Source organism: Polaromonas naphthalenivorans CJ2, assembly GCF_000015505.1.
GTDB lineage: Bacteria > Pseudomonadota > Gammaproteobacteria > Burkholderiales > Burkholderiaceae_C > Polaromonas > Polaromonas naphthalenivorans.
Genome location: NC_008781.1, coordinates 2,964,057 through 2,982,350, shown reverse-complemented (window position 1 = coordinate 2,982,350; position 18,294 = coordinate 2,964,057). Strand labels below are relative to the sequence as shown.

Annotated in this window: 18 protein-coding genes; 6 read left to right on the top strand and 12 right to left on the bottom strand. The window is 64.8% G+C overall.

Going from position 1 to position 18,294, the window contains the following annotated elements; genetic code table 11:
* The first annotated feature begins 81 nt into the window (after nt 1-81).
* From PNAP_RS14175 to PNAP_RS14160, 4 genes are read left to right on the top strand one after another with little or no spacing between them, the layout of a single operon-like run.
* Entirely contained in the window at nt 82-483 is a 402-nt protein-coding gene (locus tag PNAP_RS14175) for a TetR family transcriptional regulator C-terminal domain-containing protein (RefSeq protein WP_232290703.1), read from the top strand.
* Complete coding sequence (locus tag PNAP_RS14170; protein ID WP_011802216.1) at nt 480-1,700, top strand: efflux RND transporter periplasmic adaptor subunit; 1,221 nt, start codon at nt 480-482, stop codon at nt 1,698-1,700. Before PNAP_RS14175 ends, PNAP_RS14170 begins: the two co-directional genes overlap by 4 nt.
* Nucleotides 1,697-2,890: an ABC transporter permease gene (locus PNAP_RS14165; RefSeq protein ID WP_011802215.1), complete on the top strand. Its 1,194-nt coding sequence runs from the start codon at nt 1,697-1,699 to the stop codon at nt 2,888-2,890. Before PNAP_RS14170 ends, PNAP_RS14165 begins: the two co-directional genes overlap by 4 nt.
* Nucleotides 2,891-2,904: 14 nt before the next feature.
* Complete coding sequence (locus PNAP_RS14160) at nt 2,905-3,624, top strand: ABC transporter ATP-binding protein (protein WP_041377293.1); 720 nt, start codon at nt 2,905-2,907, stop codon at nt 3,622-3,624.
* 214 nt (nt 3,625-3,838) lie between these two features.
* Here the strand turns inward: PNAP_RS14160 and PNAP_RS14155 are convergent, their stop codons facing one another.
* Genes PNAP_RS14155 through PNAP_RS14120 form a run of 8 tightly spaced genes read right to left on the bottom strand, consistent with a single transcriptional unit; the run spans nt 3,839 to nt 12,283 of the window.
* Complete coding sequence (locus tag PNAP_RS14155; RefSeq protein WP_011802213.1) at nt 3,839-4,219, bottom strand: rhodanese-like domain-containing protein; 381 nt, start codon at nt 4,217-4,219, stop codon at nt 3,839-3,841.
* Nucleotides 4,216-4,692 carry an OsmC family protein gene (locus PNAP_RS14150; protein WP_011802212.1) on the bottom strand — a complete coding sequence of 159 codons (477 nt, stop codon included), beginning with the start codon at nt 4,690-4,692 and terminating at the stop codon, nt 4,216-4,218. Before PNAP_RS14150 ends, PNAP_RS14155 begins: the two co-directional genes overlap by 4 nt.
* 19 nt (nt 4,693-4,711) lie before the next feature.
* A complete protein-coding gene (locus PNAP_RS14145) occupies nt 4,712-5,041 on the bottom strand; it encodes a rhodanese-like domain-containing protein (RefSeq protein ID WP_011802211.1) in 330 nt (109 codons plus the stop codon).
* 39 nt (nt 5,042-5,080) lie between these two features.
* Nucleotides 5,081-6,352, bottom strand: coding sequence for an NAD(P)/FAD-dependent oxidoreductase (locus tag PNAP_RS14140; protein WP_011802210.1), 1,272 nt, complete (start codon nt 6,350-6,352; stop codon nt 5,081-5,083).
* Between the two features lie 37 nt (nt 6,353-6,389).
* A complete protein-coding gene (locus PNAP_RS14135) occupies nt 6,390-7,757 on the bottom strand; it encodes a TolC family outer membrane protein (RefSeq protein ID WP_011802209.1) in 1,368 nt (455 codons plus the stop codon).
* Nucleotides 7,758-7,770: 13 nt separating this feature from the next.
* Nucleotides 7,771-7,980: a YgaP family membrane protein gene (locus tag PNAP_RS14130; protein WP_011802208.1), complete on the bottom strand. Its 210-nt coding sequence runs from the start codon at nt 7,978-7,980 to the stop codon at nt 7,771-7,773.
* Between the two features lie 3 nt (nt 7,981-7,983).
* Nucleotides 7,984-11,223 (bottom strand): efflux RND transporter permease subunit, encoded by a 3,240-nt coding sequence (locus PNAP_RS14125; RefSeq protein ID WP_011802207.1) that lies wholly within the window; start codon nt 11,221-11,223, stop codon nt 7,984-7,986.
* Between the two features lies 1 nt (nt 11,224).
* The gene (locus PNAP_RS14120) at nt 11,225-12,283 is read right to left on the bottom strand and encodes an efflux RND transporter periplasmic adaptor subunit (RefSeq protein WP_011802206.1); all 1,059 of its coding nucleotides are present in this window, start codon (nt 12,281-12,283) and stop codon (nt 11,225-11,227) included.
* Between the two features lie 165 nt (nt 12,284-12,448).
* On the opposite strand from PNAP_RS14120, the gene PNAP_RS14115 reads away from it, so the two are divergent.
* Nucleotides 12,449-12,787, top strand: coding sequence for an ArsR/SmtB family transcription factor (locus tag PNAP_RS14115; protein WP_011802205.1), 339 nt, complete (start codon nt 12,449-12,451; stop codon nt 12,785-12,787).
* A gap of 123 nt (nt 12,788-12,910) precedes the next feature.
* On the top strand, nt 12,911-13,900 hold the full coding sequence (locus tag PNAP_RS14110; RefSeq protein ID WP_011802204.1) for a c-type cytochrome: 990 nt from the start codon (nt 12,911-12,913) through the stop codon (nt 13,898-13,900).
* 81 nt (nt 13,901-13,981) lie between these two features.
* On the opposite strand, the gene PNAP_RS14105 is transcribed toward PNAP_RS14110, so the two are convergent.
* From PNAP_RS14105 to PNAP_RS14090, 4 genes are all read right to left on the bottom strand, one after another.
* The gene (locus PNAP_RS14105; RefSeq protein ID WP_011802203.1) at nt 13,982-14,842 is read right to left on the bottom strand and encodes an MBL fold metallo-hydrolase; all 861 of its coding nucleotides are present in this window, start codon (nt 14,840-14,842) and stop codon (nt 13,982-13,984) included.
* Nucleotides 14,843-14,955: 113 nt separating this feature from the next.
* On the bottom strand, nt 14,956-15,714 hold the full coding sequence (locus tag PNAP_RS14100; RefSeq protein ID WP_232290702.1) for an alpha/beta hydrolase: 759 nt from the start codon (nt 15,712-15,714) through the stop codon (nt 14,956-14,958).
* A 470-nt stretch (nt 15,715-16,184) separates the two neighbouring features.
* Nucleotides 16,185-17,609, bottom strand: a complete 1,425-nt coding sequence (gene ccoG, locus PNAP_RS14095; RefSeq protein WP_011802201.1) for a cytochrome c oxidase accessory protein CcoG — start codon at nt 17,607-17,609, stop codon at nt 16,185-16,187.
* A gap of 37 nt (nt 17,610-17,646) precedes the next feature.
* Nucleotides 17,647-18,294 carry an MBL fold metallo-hydrolase gene (locus PNAP_RS14090; protein ID WP_011802200.1) on the bottom strand — a complete coding sequence of 216 codons (648 nt, stop codon included), beginning with the start codon at nt 18,292-18,294 and terminating at the stop codon, nt 17,647-17,649.

The following is an 18,294-nucleotide window of genomic DNA, read 5'->3' as shown; positions in this document are numbered from 1 at the left end:
GGTAGTCTGGCTGTGCTGGATTGGACCGCAGACATGCTGATGCGCCGGCTTCAGTCGGCCGCTGACGCTGAATTGGCCAAATTGAACAAGCTCGCCCCGCTGGCTGCGCTGCAAGCGGTATTCATGGCGCATGTGGATTTTGTGGCCGCCCATCCTGGCGTTCCGCGGGTGATTTTTCAGGAACTGCAGCACGCCCAGGACACGGCGCTCAAGGCCCGCGTTCGCGGCCTGATGCAGCAGTACCGCAAATTGCTCATGGGCCTGCTGGAGCATGCGCAAGCGCAGCGCCTGCTGGCGCCGGGCACTGACCGAGAGGCCGCTGCGGTGCTGTTTGTCGGTTCGGTGCAGGGCCTGGTCATGCAGTCGCTGATCAGCGGGGAAGTGCGCGCCATGGCCCAACAGGCGCCCGCTGTGTTCACTATTTATTTGCGCGGGCTGGCTGCAACGGGAAGCCGGCACCTCAGGGCAAAGGACACCCCATGAAGCTCAAGCTTTTTCTTTCGCGTCGCATGGCCCTGGGCGGACTGGCGCTGTTGCTGGTGGGTGCGCTGGCTTTTGTGGCGCTGCGAACCGGACCGCTGGCGCCCACGCGCGTCACCGTTGCCGCTGTGCAGCAAGGCAAGCTGAGTCCGGCTCTCTTTGGCATCGGTACGGTGGAAGCGCGGCGCAGCTGGATGGTCGGCCCCACGGTGGCGGGCCGGGTGCTGAGCGTGAAGGTGGACGTGGGCGATGCGGTCAAGGCTGGACAGTTGCTGGCCGAAATGGACCCCGTGGATCTGGACCAGCGCCTGAGCGCCCTCGACGCTTCCCTGGCCCGCGCGCGCAGCACGCAGGCGGCCGCGCAGGCCCAGGTCCGCGATGCCACGGCGCGGCGTGAACTGGCCGCGATGAACGCCCAACGCAACCAGGACCTTGCCGCGCAAAACTTCATCAGCGCCGGCGCGCTCGAAGCCCGACTGCAGGAAAGGGCCTCGGCCGATGCCGGGCTGCAGGCCGCGCAAGCCAACCTGGCGGGCGCGGGCCAGGACGTCGCCCGGCAGCGGGCCGAACGCGCCGCGCTGGCGCAGCAACGCGGCAACGTGCGCCTGCTGGCCCCGGCCGACGGCGTGGTGACCAGCCGCGACGCCGAAGCCGGCAGCACCGTGGTGGCCGGCCAGCCGGTGCTGCGGCTGATCGACCCGGCCAGCCTGTGGGTCAGGCTGCGCGTGGACCAGGGCCGCTCCGCCGGGCTGGCGCCTGGCCTGAAAGCCCGCGTCGTGCTGCGCTCGCAGCCGCGCACGGCGCTGACCGGCCAGGTCGCGCGGGTGGAGCTGCTGGCCGACAGCGTGACCGAAGAGCGCATTGCGCAGGTGGCGTTTGACGCCGCTGACGGGACTACTTCTGGGGCCTCGGTCGGTGAACTGGCCGAAGTCACGCTGCAGCTGCCCGAAACCCCGGTGTCGCTGCTGCTGCCCAACGCCAGCATCCAGCGCCAGCAGGGCCAGACCGGCGTCTGGCGGCTGGACGGCGGCAAGCTGGTCTTTGCGCCGGTGCAGCTGGGCGCCCACAGCCTGGACGGCCAGGTGCAGGTGCTGGACGGCGTGAAAGCCGGCGACGAGGTGGTGGTCTACAGCCAGAAAGCCCTGAGCGCAGGCACCCGCGTGCAGGTGGTCGATGCGCTGGCGAAAGGCCAAACCGGCCCCGCCGGAGCCACTCCATGATCAGCCTGGCCGGGCGCGACATTGCCCACAGCTGGGGCAAGTTTGTGCTGACCGGCCTGGGTCTGGGCCTGCTGATTGGGGTGACGCTGACCATGGCCGGCGTCTACCGCGGCATGGTTGATGACGCGCAGGCGCTGCTCACCAACAGCCGGGCCGACTTGTGGGTGGTGCAAAAGGACACGCAGGGGCCGTATGCCGAATCGTCGAGCCTGAAGGACGACGTGGTGCGCAGCGTGCGCGGCATGCCGGGCGTGGCGCAGGCGGCCAACGTGACCTACTTCACGATGCAGGTGAGCAACGACGACGCCAGCGAAACGCGCGCCATGGTGGTCGGCATCGAGCCCGATGGACCGGGAGCGCCGGGCTACCTGGTGGCGGGCCGGCAACTCACGCGTAGCCATTACGAGGCCGTGGCCGACATCAAGGCCGGCTTTGTCCTGGGCCAGCGCATCCGCATTCGCCGCCACGACTACCGCGTGGTCGGGCTGACGCAGCGCATGGTGTCCTCGGGCGGCGACCCGATGGTCTTCATTGCGCTGAAAGACGCGCAGGAAGCACAGTTTTTGAAAGACAACGATGCCATCGTCAACGACCGTACCCGAACTGCTAATAACCCGGCCTTCAACCGCCCAGGCGTGCCCGGCCTGCTGGACGCGGTGCAGGCGCTGCAAACCAGCAGCCGCAACGTCAACGCGGTGCTGGTGCAGCTGGCGCCCGGCTTCGAGGCCGAACAGGTGGCCGAGCCGATTCGCCGCTGGAAGCACCTGGCGGTGTTCACGCGCGCGGGCATGGAAGACATCCTGGTGGCCAAGCTGATCGCCACCTCGGCCAGGCAGATCGGCATGTTCCTGGCGATCCTGGCGGTGGTCAGCGCCGCCATCGTGGCCTTCATCATCTACACCATGACACTGGGCAAGATCCGCGAAATTGCCGTACTCAAGCTGATTGGCACGCGCAACCGCACCATTGCCGGCATGATCTTGCAGCAGGCCCTTAGCCTGGGGCTGATAGGTTTTGTGGTTGGCAAGGTGGCGGCCACGGTCTGGGCGCCCATCTTCCCGAAATTCGTGCTGCTGCTGACGCAGGACGCGCTCATCGGCCTGGCCGCCACGCTGCTGATCTGCGCGCTGGCCAGCACGCTGGCGATTCGCGCCGCGCTCCAGGTCGATCCGGCCACCGCCATCGGATGACCGAAATGAACCCTATGACACACGCACCCCTCCCCGGCGGCATCCTGATTGAAGGCTTGCGCAAGGTGTACGGCCACGGCGACACCGCCGTCGAGGCGCTCAAAAGCGTCAACATGACGGTCGGCCCCGGCGAAGTGGTCGGGCTGGTCGGCCCCTCGGGTTCGGGCAAAAGCACGCTGCTCAAGTGCCTGGGCGCCATCATCGAGCCCACGTCTGGCCGCATGACGCTGGGAAACGAGCTGATCTACGACAACGGCTGGACCACCTCCGACCTGCGCGCGCTACGGCGCGACCGCATCGGCTTTGTGTTCCAGGCGCCGTACCTGATTCCGTTTCTGGACGTGACCGACAACGTCGCCCTGCTGCCCATGCTGGCCGGCGTGCCCAACGCCGAGGCCAGGCGCCGCGCGCTGGAACTCTTGAGCGCGCTGGACGTGGCCCACCGCGCCAAGGCCGAGCCGTCGCAGCTGTCAGGCGGCGAGCAGCAGCGCGTCTCGATTGCGCGCGCGCTGGCGAACCGCCCGCCGGTGATCCTGGCCGACGAGCCCACCGCGCCGCTGGACAGCGAACGCGCCCTGGCCGTGATGCGCATCCTGAACCAGATGGCCCGGCAGGCGCAGACCGCCATCATCGTGGTGACGCACGACGAAAAAATCATTCCCACCTTCAAGCGGATTTATCACATCCGCGACGGCCAGACAGTGGAAGAAGCCGGAGAAGGGCGTAGCCTCTAAAAACGACTTCCACCTGTCAAGGGCAGACCCATCAATAATGGAGCGGCGCCGCTTGGGGAAATGCGCACCGTGGATGCGCTGCATGTTTGAGTTTTTGCGTAAAAACAGGCTTTAGCGCAATAGATATGGGCGCGAGCAGCTATTTAATTGATAGCAATATGGTTGATCCATGCGAACGGCAGCGCCCCACTGAACCCGCCTTCGCGCAAGCGGTTTACTCGAACGATGGCGGCTGCGGCTTGACCACCGGCTTGCCGGCGGCCACCCAGGCATCAAATCCGCCTGCCAGGGACTGCACGTTCAGATAACCCATTTCATGCAGCGCGGCGGCACTCAGCGCGGCGCGGCCGCTGGTCTTGCAGTACAGCACGATCTTGAGGTCGCGCGGCTGCAGCGCGGGGTTGCTACTCAACTTGAACTCCAGCATGCCGCGCGAGATGTGTACCGCGCCGCTCAGGTGGCCAGCGGCGTATTCGTCGGCCTCGCGGACATCAAGCAGCAAGTCGGCCTCACCAATGGCCTGCTCGGCATCGGCGATGGAAATTTCCTGCACGCGGGTTTTGGCGGCGGCAACGAGGTCGTGGGCGGTTTTCATGGCGTTTCCTGATGGTTGAGCGGGTCTTGTCGCAGCTGCATTCCGGTGCTGTCAAACACCTGCAGTGTGACGGGAATGCTCTGGCTGATGCTTTGGGTGACGGTGCAGTAGGCCTCGAATTGCGACAGCACACGATCGAGATGTTCCAGCTGGGCGGCGGGTACGCCCAGGCGCAGGGTCGCAGTCATCTGCAGCACGCGCAGGCGGTTGTCGGTGTTGCGGCCGACTTCGGCCTGGACGGTGCAGCGCAGCGGCTCGGGCGCCTGCTTGAACTTGCGCAGCGCAAACAGCAGCGAGTCGCTCAGGCAGTTGCCCACTGCGGCGCACAGCAGTTGCACGGGCGAGGGCCCCTGGCCCGTGCCCAGCGGCACAGGCTCGTCGCTGGTGAGAACGGGGATGGTTTCTGCGAAGTGGATGTCAAAGCGGTAGTCATGCTGTTGTATCAGCTCGACAGTGATGGAGTTCTCGCTCATGGGTAGTTTCTTTCCAGGGTCAGGCCCGTTCGATGGGTCGGTTGAGTTTCAGCGCCACGGCGCCGACCGAACCGCCATTGACCACCTGCCGGTAGCCGAGTTGCTGCATCAGCTGGCAAGCGCCGCCCGAGCGGCCACCCGACAGGCAGTACATCATGACTGGAACGCTTTTGTCGGGCGCCACACGCCCGATCTCTTGCTCAAAGCGGTTCAGGGGCAGGTTGATCGCGCCCTGCACATGGCCCGAGGCATATTCGCCTGGTGAGCGAACGTCGATCACCAGGGCGTTGTCGGGCAAAGGGGCGCCGCCCGGTTCAGTGGGGCCGCGCATTCTGGAAAACCAGTTCATAGCTTCTTTCAGGATCAAAAAAAATCAGGCTTCAAGTTCTCAACGCTCCAGCCGCTCGATGCCCAGCGCCTTGAGAACGTATTTTTCATAGACCGGCTCGGAGGTGCCGTGCTTCATCTTGTAGAGAAAGTATTTCTCGAAGCCGACCTTGGCCACATGCACCCACTTGCCTTTCTTGAACCAGTTGACGTTGCGCGGCGGGATTTGCGGCAGCGCCACGAAGGCCGCGCCCGTGTCGCCCATGTCGGCCAGGCAGATGGCGTTCCAGCTGGCCTTGGCCGTGGCGCTCTGGCCGGCAATGTCGGCGGCGATGTTGTGCACGATGGCCGTCACCATGGTCTCGATCATGTAGCCGGTCTTGGGCGCGCCGGTGGGCACGGGGGTGACCTCGACGGGCGGAATCGCCACGCACACGCCGGCCGAGAAGATGTTGCGGTACTTTTTGCTGCGCTGGTACTCGTCGATCAGCACAAAGCCGCGCGGGTTGCACAGCCCCTCGACGGCGGCCACCGGGTCCACGCCCTTGAAGGCCGGCAGCATCATGCTGAACCTGAAGGGCAATTCATGCTCTTTCTTGAGCTGGCCGCTGTCGTCCATCTCGCTGACGAACATCTTGCCGGCTTCGACCTTGGTGACTTTGGCGTTGGTGATCCACTTGATGTCGTTGTTGCGGAACTCGCTCTCGAGCATCGACTTGGAGTCGCCCACGCCGCCCAGGCCCATGTGGCCGACATAGGGTTCGGGGCTGATATAGGTCATCGGCACCTTGTGGCGCAGTTTGCGGCGCTGCAAGTCCTTGTTGAAGATGAACGAGAACTCGTAGGCCGGGCCGAAGCACGAAGCGCCCGGCATGGCGCCAATGATCGCCGGCCCCGGATCTTTCAGGAATTCCTGGTAATCCGTCCAGGTCTTCTCGGCATGGTCGATGGTGCAGATCGAATGCGTGTGGCCGGCCGGGCCGGAGCCGGGCACTTCGTCAAACGACAGCTTGGGGCCGGTGGTGATGACCAGGTAGTCATAGTCCAGGCGGCTGCCGTCGTTCAGCTCCAGCGCGTTGTGCTCGGCGTCAATCCGCCGGACCGGCTGCGCGACAAAGCCGATGCCCTTTTTTTCCAGGTGCGGCCGGATCGGGAAGGTGATGGCTTCGCGCTGGCGCCAGCCCACCGCCACCCACGGGTTGGATGGCACGAACTGGAAATAGTCCACCGCGTTGACGACGGTGATCTGGTGCTGCGCGCCGAGGCGCTCGCGCAACTCGTAGGCGGCCGGCATGCCGCCGGTGCCTGCGCCGAGGATGATGATGTGGGCCATGGCTTGTCTCCTATGGGGTTTTGAAAAGGGAACGGGTTCAGTGCCCGAGCAGCGCGTTCACGGTCTGTAGCCGTGTTTCGTCGAGCTGGCCGGCCAGCGCCTGCAGGCGCAAGCGGTTGTGCAGCACCTCGATGCGCGCCTGCAGCAGCGCCAGGTCGGCGGCGCTGGCGTCGTTTTCGGCATTCAGCAAATCCAGCGTGGTGCGGTCGCCCACCTGCCGGCCCAGCCGGGTGGCGTCGAGCCGGGCCTGGCTGGCGGTCACGGCGTGGGCCAGCGCGCTCAAGCGGGCCTGTCCGGTCTGCAGCCCCAGCCAAGCGGCGCGGGTTTGCTGATTGGTTTGCTGGCTGGCCTGTTCGACTTCGGCGCGCGCCTTGTCTTCGAGCCGCAGGGCTTCGTCCAGCTTGGCGCTGCGCATGCCGCCGGTGTAGAGCGGCACGTTGAGTTGCAGGCCGATCATCTGCTGGCGCGAAGTGTTGCTGGCCGCGCCGAAGTCGCCGCTGCCGCTCAGGCGCTCGCGTCCAGCCTGCGCCACCAGGTCCAGCGTGGGCGCCGCCAGGGCGCCGTGCTTGCGGATTTCCTGGCGGGCGGAGTCGGCGTTGGCCTTTTGCAGGCGCAGCAGCGGGTTGTTTTCCTGCGCCAGGGCCAGCCACTGCGCCAGCGGCGGCAGGTCGGCCGGCGCCACCTCGCCGGCGGGAGGCAGCAACTGCAGCGCATCGGGCGGCAGGCCGGTGGCGTCGGCCAGAATGGTTTGGGCCAGTTCCAGCTCGCTTTGGGCGGCCAGCACCTGCGCCTGCAGGCCGCGCGCCCGGGCCGATGCTTCGTGGGTGTCGGTGATGGGCGCATCGCCCAGTTCAAACCGGTCCTTGGCCTCCGTGAAGGCGCGGTCCACGGCCGCCTGTTGCTGGCGCAGCAGGGCCAGCTTGCGCTCGGCCAGCACCACGTCGAAATAGCGCTGGGTGGTACGCAGCATCAAGTCCTGCTGCGCCGCCTGCCATTGCAGGCCGGCTGCGTCGGCGCCAATCTCCAGCTGCTGGCGCTGGGCGCTACGCTCGCGGTTGTACAGCGGCTGGCGGGCGCTCAGGCTCCAGCTGGTGGAATTGCCGTTGTTGACCGAAGTGCCGAACGACACGCCGTTCGACTGGCCAAAGCCGGGCGCGGAAAACTGCGCGCCATTCATGGCCGTGTCGGCACTCATGCGGCCTGCGCCGGCGCTGAGCGTCACCGCCGGCCGCCACAGCGCGGCCGCCTGCGCGCGGCGGGTTTCGCCGGCGGCGCGGGCGGCGTCGGCCACGGCGGCTTGCGGGTCATGCAGGCGCGCCGCCTGCCAGGCTTGCATCAGGTCGGTGGCCTGGGCTGAAAAAACGCACAGCGTCAGGGCGGCGGCCAGAAAATGGTGTTGCTTCACGGCGGGCCTTTGTTCAGCAGCCGGGCGGCACGCCCAGCTTGCGCAGGATGGACTCCATCAGGCACCAGTGGGTGAGGGCGCTTTGCAGCAGGTTGACACCGACGAAAGCGGTAAAGGCCAGCCACCACTGGCTGACAAACACCGGGCTGCCCGGAACGCCCAGCGCCAGCGACAGCAGGATGAAGGTGCCGGCCAGCAGCCTGACGAGTTGCCATGATTTCATTGCTTACTCCTTGGAAGGGATGGCTTCAGGGAACGAAAACTTCTTGCGGTAGGCCGCGTAATACAGCGTCGGAATCACCACCAGCGTGAGCACGGTGGAGACAAAAATGCCGAAGATCAGCGAAATCGCCAGCCCGTTGAAAATCGGGTCATCGAGGATGAAGAAGGCGCCCAGCATGGCCGCCAGCCCGGTCAGCATGATGGGCTGGGCGCGGGTGATGGCCGAACTCACCACGGCCTGCCTGAACGGCATGCCTTCGCGCGTTTGCAGGTTGATGAAATCGACCAGCAAAATCGAGTTGCGCACGATGATGCCGGCCAGCGCGATCATGCCGATCATGCTGGTGGCGGTGTACTGCGCATGCAGCAGCGCATGGCCGGGCATCACGCCGATGATGGTCAGCGGAATCGGCGCCATGATGATCAAGGGCGTCAGATACGAGCCGAACTGCGCCACCACCAGCAGGTAAATCAGGATCAGGCCCACGCCATAGGCCGCGCCCATGTCGCGGAAGGTTTCGTATGTCACCTGCGACTCGCCGTCCCACTTGAGCGCATAGCCGCGCCAGGCGTCCAGCGGCTGGCTGATGAAATACTCGGCCAGCGGCGCGCCGTCGGGCGCGGTGATCGCGTTGATCTGGCTGCGCATCTGGAACATGCCGTAGAGCGGGCTGTCCAGCTTGCCGGCCATGTCGGCGGTGACAAAGTTGACCGGCAGCAAGTCCTTGTGGATCACCGGCTGCTCGCGCTGGGTGTCGCTGATCGTCACCAGTTCGCGGATGGGAACCAGCTTGCCCGAGGCGCTGCGCACCGATAACTGCAGCAGCGCATCGAGGTCGCCATGGCTTTGGGCGGGCAGTTGCAGCAGCGCTGGCGCCGGGTATTTGCTGCCGTCGTGCAGATACGTCACGGCTTCGCCCGCCAGCCCGGCGCGCAGCGTGCTGACGATGGCCTGCTGCGGCACGCCGAGCATCGCGGCTTTGCGCCGGTCCACCAGCAGCACCAAGCGCGGCGCGCTGGCGATGCTGCTGTCGTCCACATCAACGACGTTGGCGGTTTTCTCAAAAATCGCGCGCACGGCTTTGGCTACCGTGCGGCGGCCTTCGGCGTCCGGGCCGTAGATTTCGGCGACGATGGGCGAGAGCACCGGCGGGCCGGGCGGCACTTCGACCACTTTCACATTCGCGCCATGGCGCAGGCCGATTTGCTGCAGGCCGGGCCGCACGCGCGTGGCAATCGCGTGGCTCTGGTCGCTGCGCTGGTGCTTGTCCACCAGATTGACCTGGATGTCGCCCACGTTGCCGCCAGCGCGCAGGTAATACTGGCGCACCAGGCCGTTGAAGTTGATCGGCGCGGCCGTGCCGGCGTAGGCCTGGTAATCGGTCACTTCCGGCACGCCGGCCAGGTAGGCGCCGAGTTCGTGCAGCACGGCGGCGGTTTTCTCGACCGGCGTGCCGGCCGGCATATCGACGATCACCTGGAATTCGGATTTGTTGTCAAAGGGCAGCATCTTCAGCAGCACCAGTCCCGTGGCCGGCAGCACCAGGGAAAGCGCAATCAGCCCGGCAATGCCCAGCCCCAGCAGGCCCCGGTTGCGCCCGCCGCGCTGGTCGTCGAGCAGCGGCTTGAAGACCCGCTCGAACAGCGGCGCGAGCTTGCCCGCCATGCCGGTGGGCTGGCCCGTGCTGGCGTGGTCGCCGTGGCTTTCCTTCATCCACAGCCGCGCCAGCCACGGCGTGACGACAAAGGCAATCGCCAGCGACAGCAGCATGCCCATGCTGGCATTGATCGGAATCGGGCTCATGTACGGCCCCATCAGGCCGCTGACGAAAGCCATCGGCAGCAGCGCGGCAATCACCGTCAGCGTCGCCAGGATGGTCGGGCCGCCGACTTCATCGACCGCGCTGGGAATGATCTCGGCGAGCTTTTTGCCGGGAAATAGCTGCTGGTGGCGGTGGATGTTTTCGACCACCACGATGGCGTCATCGACCAGGATGCCGATGGAAAAAATCAGCGCGAACAGCGACACCCGGTTCAGCGTGAAGCCCCAGGCCCACGAGGCAAACAGCGTCACGGTCAGCGTCAGAATCACCGCCGTGCCGACGATGGCGGCTTCGCGCCGGCCCAGTGCAAGAAACACCAGCGCCACCACCGAAGCGGTGGCAAACAGCAGTTTCTGGATCAGCTTTTGCGCCTTGTCGTTGGCGCTGGCGCCGTAGTTGCGGGTCTCGGCGACCTGCACCGCCTCTGGAATCACGCTGTTGCGCAATTGCGCCACCCGCGCCATGACGGCGTTGGCCACGTCGATGGCGTTCTCGCCCGGCTTCTTGGTCACGGCCACGGTCACGGCGGCATATTCGCCGCCGCCGCTCTGGGTGGACAGGCCGTGCCAGACATAGCGGCTGGCCGGCAGCGGGCCATCGCGCACCGTTGCCACGTCCTTCAAAAACACTGGCCGGCCTTCGCGCACGCTGACCATCAGGTCGGCTACCTCGCTGGCCTGCGCCAAATAAGGGCCGGCCTCGATGGCCACGCTCTGGTTGCCACCAATCAGTTCGCCCACCAGCAGGCCCAGATTCGCCGACTGCAGCGCCTGGCGCATCTCCTGCACCGTGACGCCCGAGCCCGCCATGCGTCCGGGGTCCAGCTCGACCAGCACGGCGCGGCCGGGGCCGCCCAGCGTCTGCACCTCGCGCGTGCCGGGGACGCGCTTGAGGTCGACCTCGATGCTGTGCGCCACGCGCTCCAGGTCATAGGCGCTGGTCGTGGCATCCCGGCTGTAGAGCGTCAGCGTGACGATGGGCACGTCGTCAATGCCCTTGGGCTTGATGATGGGCTCCATCACGCCCAGGCCCTTGGGCAGCCAGTCGGCGTTGTCCTTGATGGTGTCGTGCAGCCGCACCAGCGCCTCGGTGCGCGGCACGCCCACCTTGAACTGCACCGTCAGCACCGCCATGCCGGGGGTTGATACCGACATCACATGCTCGACGCCGGCCATCTGCGACAGCACCTGTTCGCCCGGCGTGGCCACCATCTGCTCGACATCGCGCACCGAGGCGCCCGGAAACGGCACCAGCACATTGGCCATGGTGACGTTGATCTGGGGTTCTTCTTCGCGCGGCGTGACCAGCACCGCAAAAATGCCCAGCAGCAAGGCAACCAGCGCCAGCAGCGGGGTGATCTGCGCGCTCTGGAAGAGGGCGGCGATGCGGCCTGAAACACCCATGGTTTGCTTGGGGTTCATGTCAGCGCACCCGTGCGGCGGTTTGCGGCTCCAGCACCACCTTGTCGCCGGGGCTGACGCCGCTCAATACTTCCACCAGTTCGCCCTTCGTGCCGCCCAGCCGCACCTGGCGCAGCAAGGCAAGCCCCTCGGGATTGAGCACATACAGCCCGGTCATTTCCGAGCGCCTGACCACCGCGCGCGCTGGCACATACAGGCGCTGGCCTTTGCCCAGAGCGCTGTCGCCGGCCCCCAGCGGCAGCCAGATGCGGGCAAAGGCGCCGGGCGCCACGCCCTTGATGCCAGCGGGCAGACCCAACCGGACCTGGGCGGTGTGCGTGGCGGCATCCACCACCGGCAACACCTGCACCTGCGTGGGACGCAGCAGGCCGGTGGCCAGGCCGGGCAACTCAAACCGCACGGCGCTGGTGTCGCCCAGGCCGGCGATGGCGCTTTGCGGCACGGCGGCCGTCACCCGCAACTCTGACGGGTCATGCATCGTGAGCAGTGCGCGGCCGGGCATGGCCATGTCGCCCAAGGTCACGGGAACGTCGCTGACCACCCCGGCATAGGGCGCGTTGACCACAAAAAACCCCGACTGGGTCCGGGCCACGCCGGCCTGCGCCTGCAGCGCCCTGACCTGGGCCTGCGTCGCCTGCCACTGGGCCTGCGCCCGGTCGAGCGCCGACTGGCTGATGTACTGCTTCTGGAACAGCTGCTTTTGCCGTTCATAGTCTTTACTGGCCACATTCAGGCTTGCCTGCGCGGCTTGCACCTGGGCATCGCTGGCGGCAGCATTCTGGCTGGCAGAGCGGGCATCTATCCGCAGCAGTTCCTGGCCGGCCTTCACGCTGTCGCCGGCCTTGACCCGAAGCGACACGATGGCGCCGGGCACCTGGGCTGACAGAGTGGTCTGGCGCACCGCCTCCACCACGGCATCCAGGCTGATGCTGTCGGCCGCGCTATTGCCAGAGGCCTGAACCACCACCGTGGTGAGCGGGCTGTTTTCAGCCGCCCAGGCAGGCGCGCAGATCAACAAGCTGGTCAGGGTTGCTATGGCTACAAGACTTTTTCGGGACATCCAGATTTCCTCACAGGCTTCTCGACTGCAGGGCAGTCAGTCAATTGTTGTTTATTATTTAGCTACTTAGTTAATTAGTCAAATTGTATAATAATATGTATGTGCTGTTTGCATGGCAACAGTTTTGACCGGTTCTAAAAAGCAGTTCGTTGAGGACTTCCCATCATGGAAAATTTGCCGCCCGAGGCGCTGACTGAAATCGCCGCCTACTTCCAGGCCCTGTCGGAGCCGACACGCCTTCAAATTCTCAATCTGCTCAGGCAGGAGGAGCACAACGTGGGCGAACTGGCGCAACTGTGCGGTTTCACGGCGGCCAACATTTCGCGCCATCTGACGATGCTGACCAAGCACGGGCTGGTGGCCCGCGAAAGCCGGGGAACCAGCGCTTATTACCGTATTGCCGATGAGTCGGTGTACGAACTGTGCGATCTGGTCTGCGGCAAGATTGCGCGGCAACTGCAGCAAGCCGCCCAGAAACACCAAGTCTTTCCCCCCGCCGAATGAATCACTGCTTGCGGGACGCCTGCTCATGAATCTACCGATCCCATCGTCCTTGCGTTTGATCTGAGTCAACCTCCGGGTTATTCAGGCGAGCGCTTCTCTTTCACCCTACCAATGGAGTTCAACATGACCGCACCCCTGATTTTCCTGGCCCTGCTTGCTGCAGCGGGAGGGCTGCATGCACAGACTTCTGCCCCGGCAGCAGCTGCCATGGGCTCTGCCGAAGCCTATGATGTCTCGCGCCTGCCTGACGACCCCTATGGCCGTTTGGTCCGGTACGGCAAGGAACTGACGGATCGCACCTTTGCCTACATCGGTCCCGAGGTCAAGAATGAAAAGATGCGGTTTTCCGGTAACAACCTGGCTTGCGCCTCCTGCCATGAAGCCTCGGCCACCAAGAAGTTCGCCATTCCCTGGGTCGGCGCGCACGCCACTTTTCCGCAATACCGCGCCCGTGAAGACGAAGTCAGCACGCTGCAGGAGCGTGTCAATGGCTGCATGGAGCGCAGCATGGCGGGCAAGGCGCTGCCGCTGGACAGCCGGGAGATGAAGGCCTTCATCACCTACATGCATTTCCTGTCCAAAGACGTGCCCGTGGGCGGCAAGGTCGAAGGCCAGGGATTGCCGCCCTTCAAGGCGCCGGACCGGCGCGCCGACACGGTGGCGGGCAGCACGGTTTACCAGGAAAAATGCGCCAGCTGCCACGGCGCCGAAGGTGCGGGCGTGCGGGCCGGCGCACCGGGCAGCGCCACGGGCTATACCTTCCCGCCGCTGTGGGGTAAGGATTCCTTCAACAACGGCGCCGGCATGAGCCGCCTGCTGTTTGCTTCCTCTTTCATCAAAACCAACATGCCGCTGGGCACGCAGCACGGCCAGCCCCAGTTGAGCGATGACCAGGCCTACGACGTTGCGGCCTTCGTGCTGAGCAAGCCACGGCCGGTCAAGGCCCATACCGAGCGTGACTTTCCGGCCCGCTGGAACAAGCCGGTCGATGCCCCGTTCCCGCCCTATGTCGATGGCGCCCCGGCAGACCAGCATCAATTCGGCCCGTTCGGCCCGCTGCAGGAAAACATGAAGTCCCTCAAGGCCAGTTTGACAAAAGCCACCGTCAAGTAATCAGCCTGCTCAAGGTGAGATGGGCGCGACAAGTTTCGTGCGCCCATTTTCAGCGCTTGAGCGATTTTCTGCGCCGGGCGCTCAGAGCAGGTTGACAGGAATCTTCAGATAACTCACGCCGTTGTCTTCGGGCGGTGGCAATTTGCCTGCGCGCGCATTGACCTGGACGGCCGGCAGGATCAGCACGGGCATGGACAGCGTCTTGTCGCGCGCTGTGCGCATGCTGACGAATTCGGCTTCGCCGATACCGTCATGAACGTGAATGTTGTGGGCGCGCTGCTCGGCCACGGTGCTCACCCATGCGGGGGCACGGCCGTCCGGTGGGTAGTCGTGGCACAGGTGTAGCCGCATATCGGGCGCAAGCGCCAGCACTTTGCGGATCGAGCGGTAGAGCACAGCCGCATCGCCGCCGGGAAAGTCGCAGCGCGCCGAGCCGTAGTCAGGCATGAACAGCGTGTCACCGACAAAGGCATCCCTGGCGGTGATGTAGGTCAGGCAGGCTGGCGTATGTCCCGGGGTATGCATCACGCGGACCTCGATTTGTCCGATCTTGAATTGTTCACCATCGTCAAACAGGTGATCAAACTCGGCGCCCCCGGTGTTCATGTCCTTGGCATTGAAAATTTTCTTGAAAACTCCCTGGACCTCGCAGATGTGCCGCCCAATGGCGATCTTGCCGCCAAGCTTTTCCCGGAGGTAGGGTGCGGCAGACAAGTGATCGGCGTGAGCGTGGGTTTCCAGCAGCCAATCGACCTTCAGTCCGGCCTGCTGGACATACGCAATCACCTTGTCAGCGCTGGCGTGCGAGGTGCGGCCCGACTTCGGGTCATAGTCCAGCACACTGTCGATGATGGCAGCGCGCCCCGTGGCAGGATCGGACACGATGTGGGTGACGGTGAAAGTGTCAGGATCAAAAGACGATTGGATGATGGGTTCTTGCATATTTTTCGAGCCTGAAAGGGTTCAGTGTTTGTCGGCGGCCGCTGCTCATTGGGTAGTACACCATGGCACGCAGGATGCCGTTGGTGTCGATGAGTAAGGTGGTGCGCACGGCTTTACGTATCTGCTGCGCCCGGGTGGATCATGCCGTAGGCGCGGGCCACGTCCATCTCTGCGGCGGTAGCGAGCGAACGCTGCAAAAAGTCGATCAGTTGGGGAAAGTGCTCTTCAATCGCCTGGCTGGGGTCATGCCCACCCGTCACCGAAAGACACTGCACCGCACCAGGAAGGCCCGCTGCCTGCAGGCGACGGGCATCATCGAACGGCACCACCTCGTCGTTTGTGCCATGCACCAGCAACACGGGGCAACGGATCCGGCGCATGCTGGTCAGCGGGGCAATCTCGTCAAAGCGAACGCCGATGACACGCTGCACATGGCGCAGCACATACCAGCCCAGCACCGGGTAAGGGATACGTGCATCTGCCAGAAACCTGAGCATCACCTCGCGTGGATGCGCAAACGCACTCAGACTCACCACGGCGCGCAGGTCTGGGCGGCGCGCGGCGCACAAGAGCGCAGCGCCAGCACCCACCGAATGGCCCATGATGGCAAGGCGGGCGCTGTCAACGCCGGGCTGCTGCTTCAGCCAGTCAAGGCCGGTTTCAATATCCTCGGCAAAGCGGGGCAGCGAGGTGAAGTCGTCATCGTCGCTGGCGCCGTGGCAGCGCGCATCCATCAGCAGCACAGCGAAGCCGGCGGCATGAAGGGGGGCCCCTGCGGGCAACATCAGGCTGGCGTTGGCGCCCCAGCCGTGCATCACCACGACGGCGGGCGCGGGGGCTGCGCCAAGGGCGGGCACAAACCATGCGAACAAGGTTTTGCCTCCTGCTGCCAGCAGGCGCAGCGGCTGCGCGTCAAGACCGAGCGCTGAAGGCGAGCTGTGGTGGGGCAAGCGCGGCGCACGCAGCCGACGCAGTATCTGCGCATGCATACCACGGCGCAGGCGCTGCATCACAGCGTGCCAGCCTCTTGCGAGGGCTCAAGGCCCAGCATGCTTCGCAGTTGGTCGGCATAGGGTGTTGCGGTCACTTCGGCAGTCATCGGTAGTTCCTTGGGTAGGTGTCTTCAAATCAAGGCCTGGGCGCGCATGCCTCAGCGATCTCAAGGGCTCGCCGGACTTCATGGACAGCCTTCTTCGCGCGTCTTCGTTTTAGCCAGAAAACTGATTTCAAGCATAAAATATGCCTCTTGCGCATACACAGTATGCGCAAGTAGCTATTAAATCAGTAGCAAAAACTGCCGGTCACCTTGAGCGCCGTGATGGAAAGTCAGCGTGATTTCGCTCTAGCGGGGAACCATAAACACTGATTTTTCCACCAAATGACCCGCAGAGTCCAGCGCGTCGATTTCAAATGCGATCGGGTGTGTTCCCGGCGCCGCCGCCTCATACGGCGCCTGCACCCGGACGGCCAGCCGGCGCGCCTGGGTGGACTCGACCATCACCACGTCTTCCGACGTGATGGCCAGGCCAGGCAGGCCCGTGACGCGGATTTTGTAGCGCTGATCGGCCTCCGTGGCGTTCATCACCTGCAACTGATAGACGTTCTCGATGTTGCCGCCCGAGACAATGCGCGCCATGACGCCACGGTCACGCACCACATTCACCTTGAACGGCGTGCGCAGCGTCAGGCTGACCAGCATGGCCATGACAATGCCCAGCAAGATTGCCGTGTAGATCAAGATGCGGGGCCGCAGCACATGGCGCCAGGTCTGCGCCTGGGTCCACTTGTTCTTCATGGCGTTTTCGGTGGTGTATTTCACCAGTCCGCGCTCGTAGCCCATCTTGTCCATCACAGTGTTGCACACATCGGCACAGGCGCCGCAGCCAATGCACTCGTACTGCAGGCCTTTGCGAATATCGATGCCGGTGGGGCAGACCTGGACACACAGGTTGCAGTCAACGCACGAACCCAGGTTCAGCGCTGCCGGGTCAGCCTTGCGCGAACGGGCGCCGCGCGGGTCGCCGCGCTCGGCGTCGTAGGTGACGATCAGCGTGTCCTTGTCAAACATGGCGCTTTGAAAGCGCGCATAAGGGCACATGTGCTTGCACACCTGCTCGCGCATGAAGCCGGCGTTGCCGTAGGTGGCAAAGCCGTAGAAAAAAGTCCAGAAGGCTTCCCAGGAACTCATGCTCATTTGCACAAATTCCATGCCCAGCACCTTGATGGGCGTGAAGTAGCCTACAAACGTGAATCCGGTCCACAAGGCCACCGCCAGCCACAGCAGGTGCTTGCCGCCTTTTCGCCACAGCCTGCCCGGCGACCAGGGCTGGCCATCGCGGCGCATCTGGACCGCGCGGTCGCCTTCCATCTTCCTTTCTATCCAGAGAAAAATCTCGGTGTAAACCGTCTGCGGACAGGCGTAGCCGCACCACAGGCGCCCGGCCACCGCCGTGAACAGGAACAGCGACAGGGCCGAGATGACCAGGATGCCCGTCAGGTAGATAAAGTCCTGCGGATACAGCACCAGCCCGAAGATGTAGAAACGCCGGGAGGCCAGGTCAAACAGCACCGCCTGGCGCTGTCCCCATTCAATCCACGGCAGACCGTAGAACACCAGCTGGGTCAAAAACACCACGCCCCAGCGCCAACTGGCAAAAAAGCCCGAAACGCTGCGGGGATAGATTTTCTCGTGCGCCGCGTACAGGGAGATCATTTCGGCGTCCGCCGCTTGCGCGATGATGGGGATGACTTTTTTTGGGGTTGTCATGGTGTTTTTTCAGGTGGCAGCGTCAGGTGGATAGGTATCAAGCAAGCGCGTTGAGCGCTGCATGATGCGGAGCAAGCGGCAGGGCAGCCACGCGCGCCAGGAACTCGTCGCGCGACAGGCCGGCAAAAAACGGATGCCAGCGCCGCTGCTCCAGCACGGTGCTGACGGCGCGGGCGCGGCGCCCATGGCCGGCGAACAGCAGCGTCTCGTCGGGCAGTGTGAACACGCGCTGCGTCACGCTGTCCCACAGGGCTTCGGGCTGGGCGGGGATGGGCTGGTGGGGGCAGGCATCGACCGCCAGCAGGCCGCCGCAAAACAGCCGGTCGCGCCAGGCAAAACTCAGGCATCCGGCGGTATGGCCCGGCGTGGCCAGCACGCGAAGCAGTTCATGGCCAAAGGGCAGCAGGTCGCCGTCGCGGGCCATGCGCAGGGTTTCACCGGCAGCGCCTTGCACCAGCGGCGCGCCCAGGCGGGCCAGTTGCGCCGGCTCCCGGACTTGCAGATGGTCGTGCTGATGCGTGCGCAACACCCAGCGCAGGCGCAACTCGCGCTCCGCCAGCAAGGCGCCGAGCACCGGCAGGTCGCGGCCGCGCGGGTCCACCAGCACGGCCTCGCGGGCGTCCGGATCGGCCAGCAGGTAGGTCAATTCGCCGCTGGCTTCGTCATGCAGGATGCGGAAGTACAT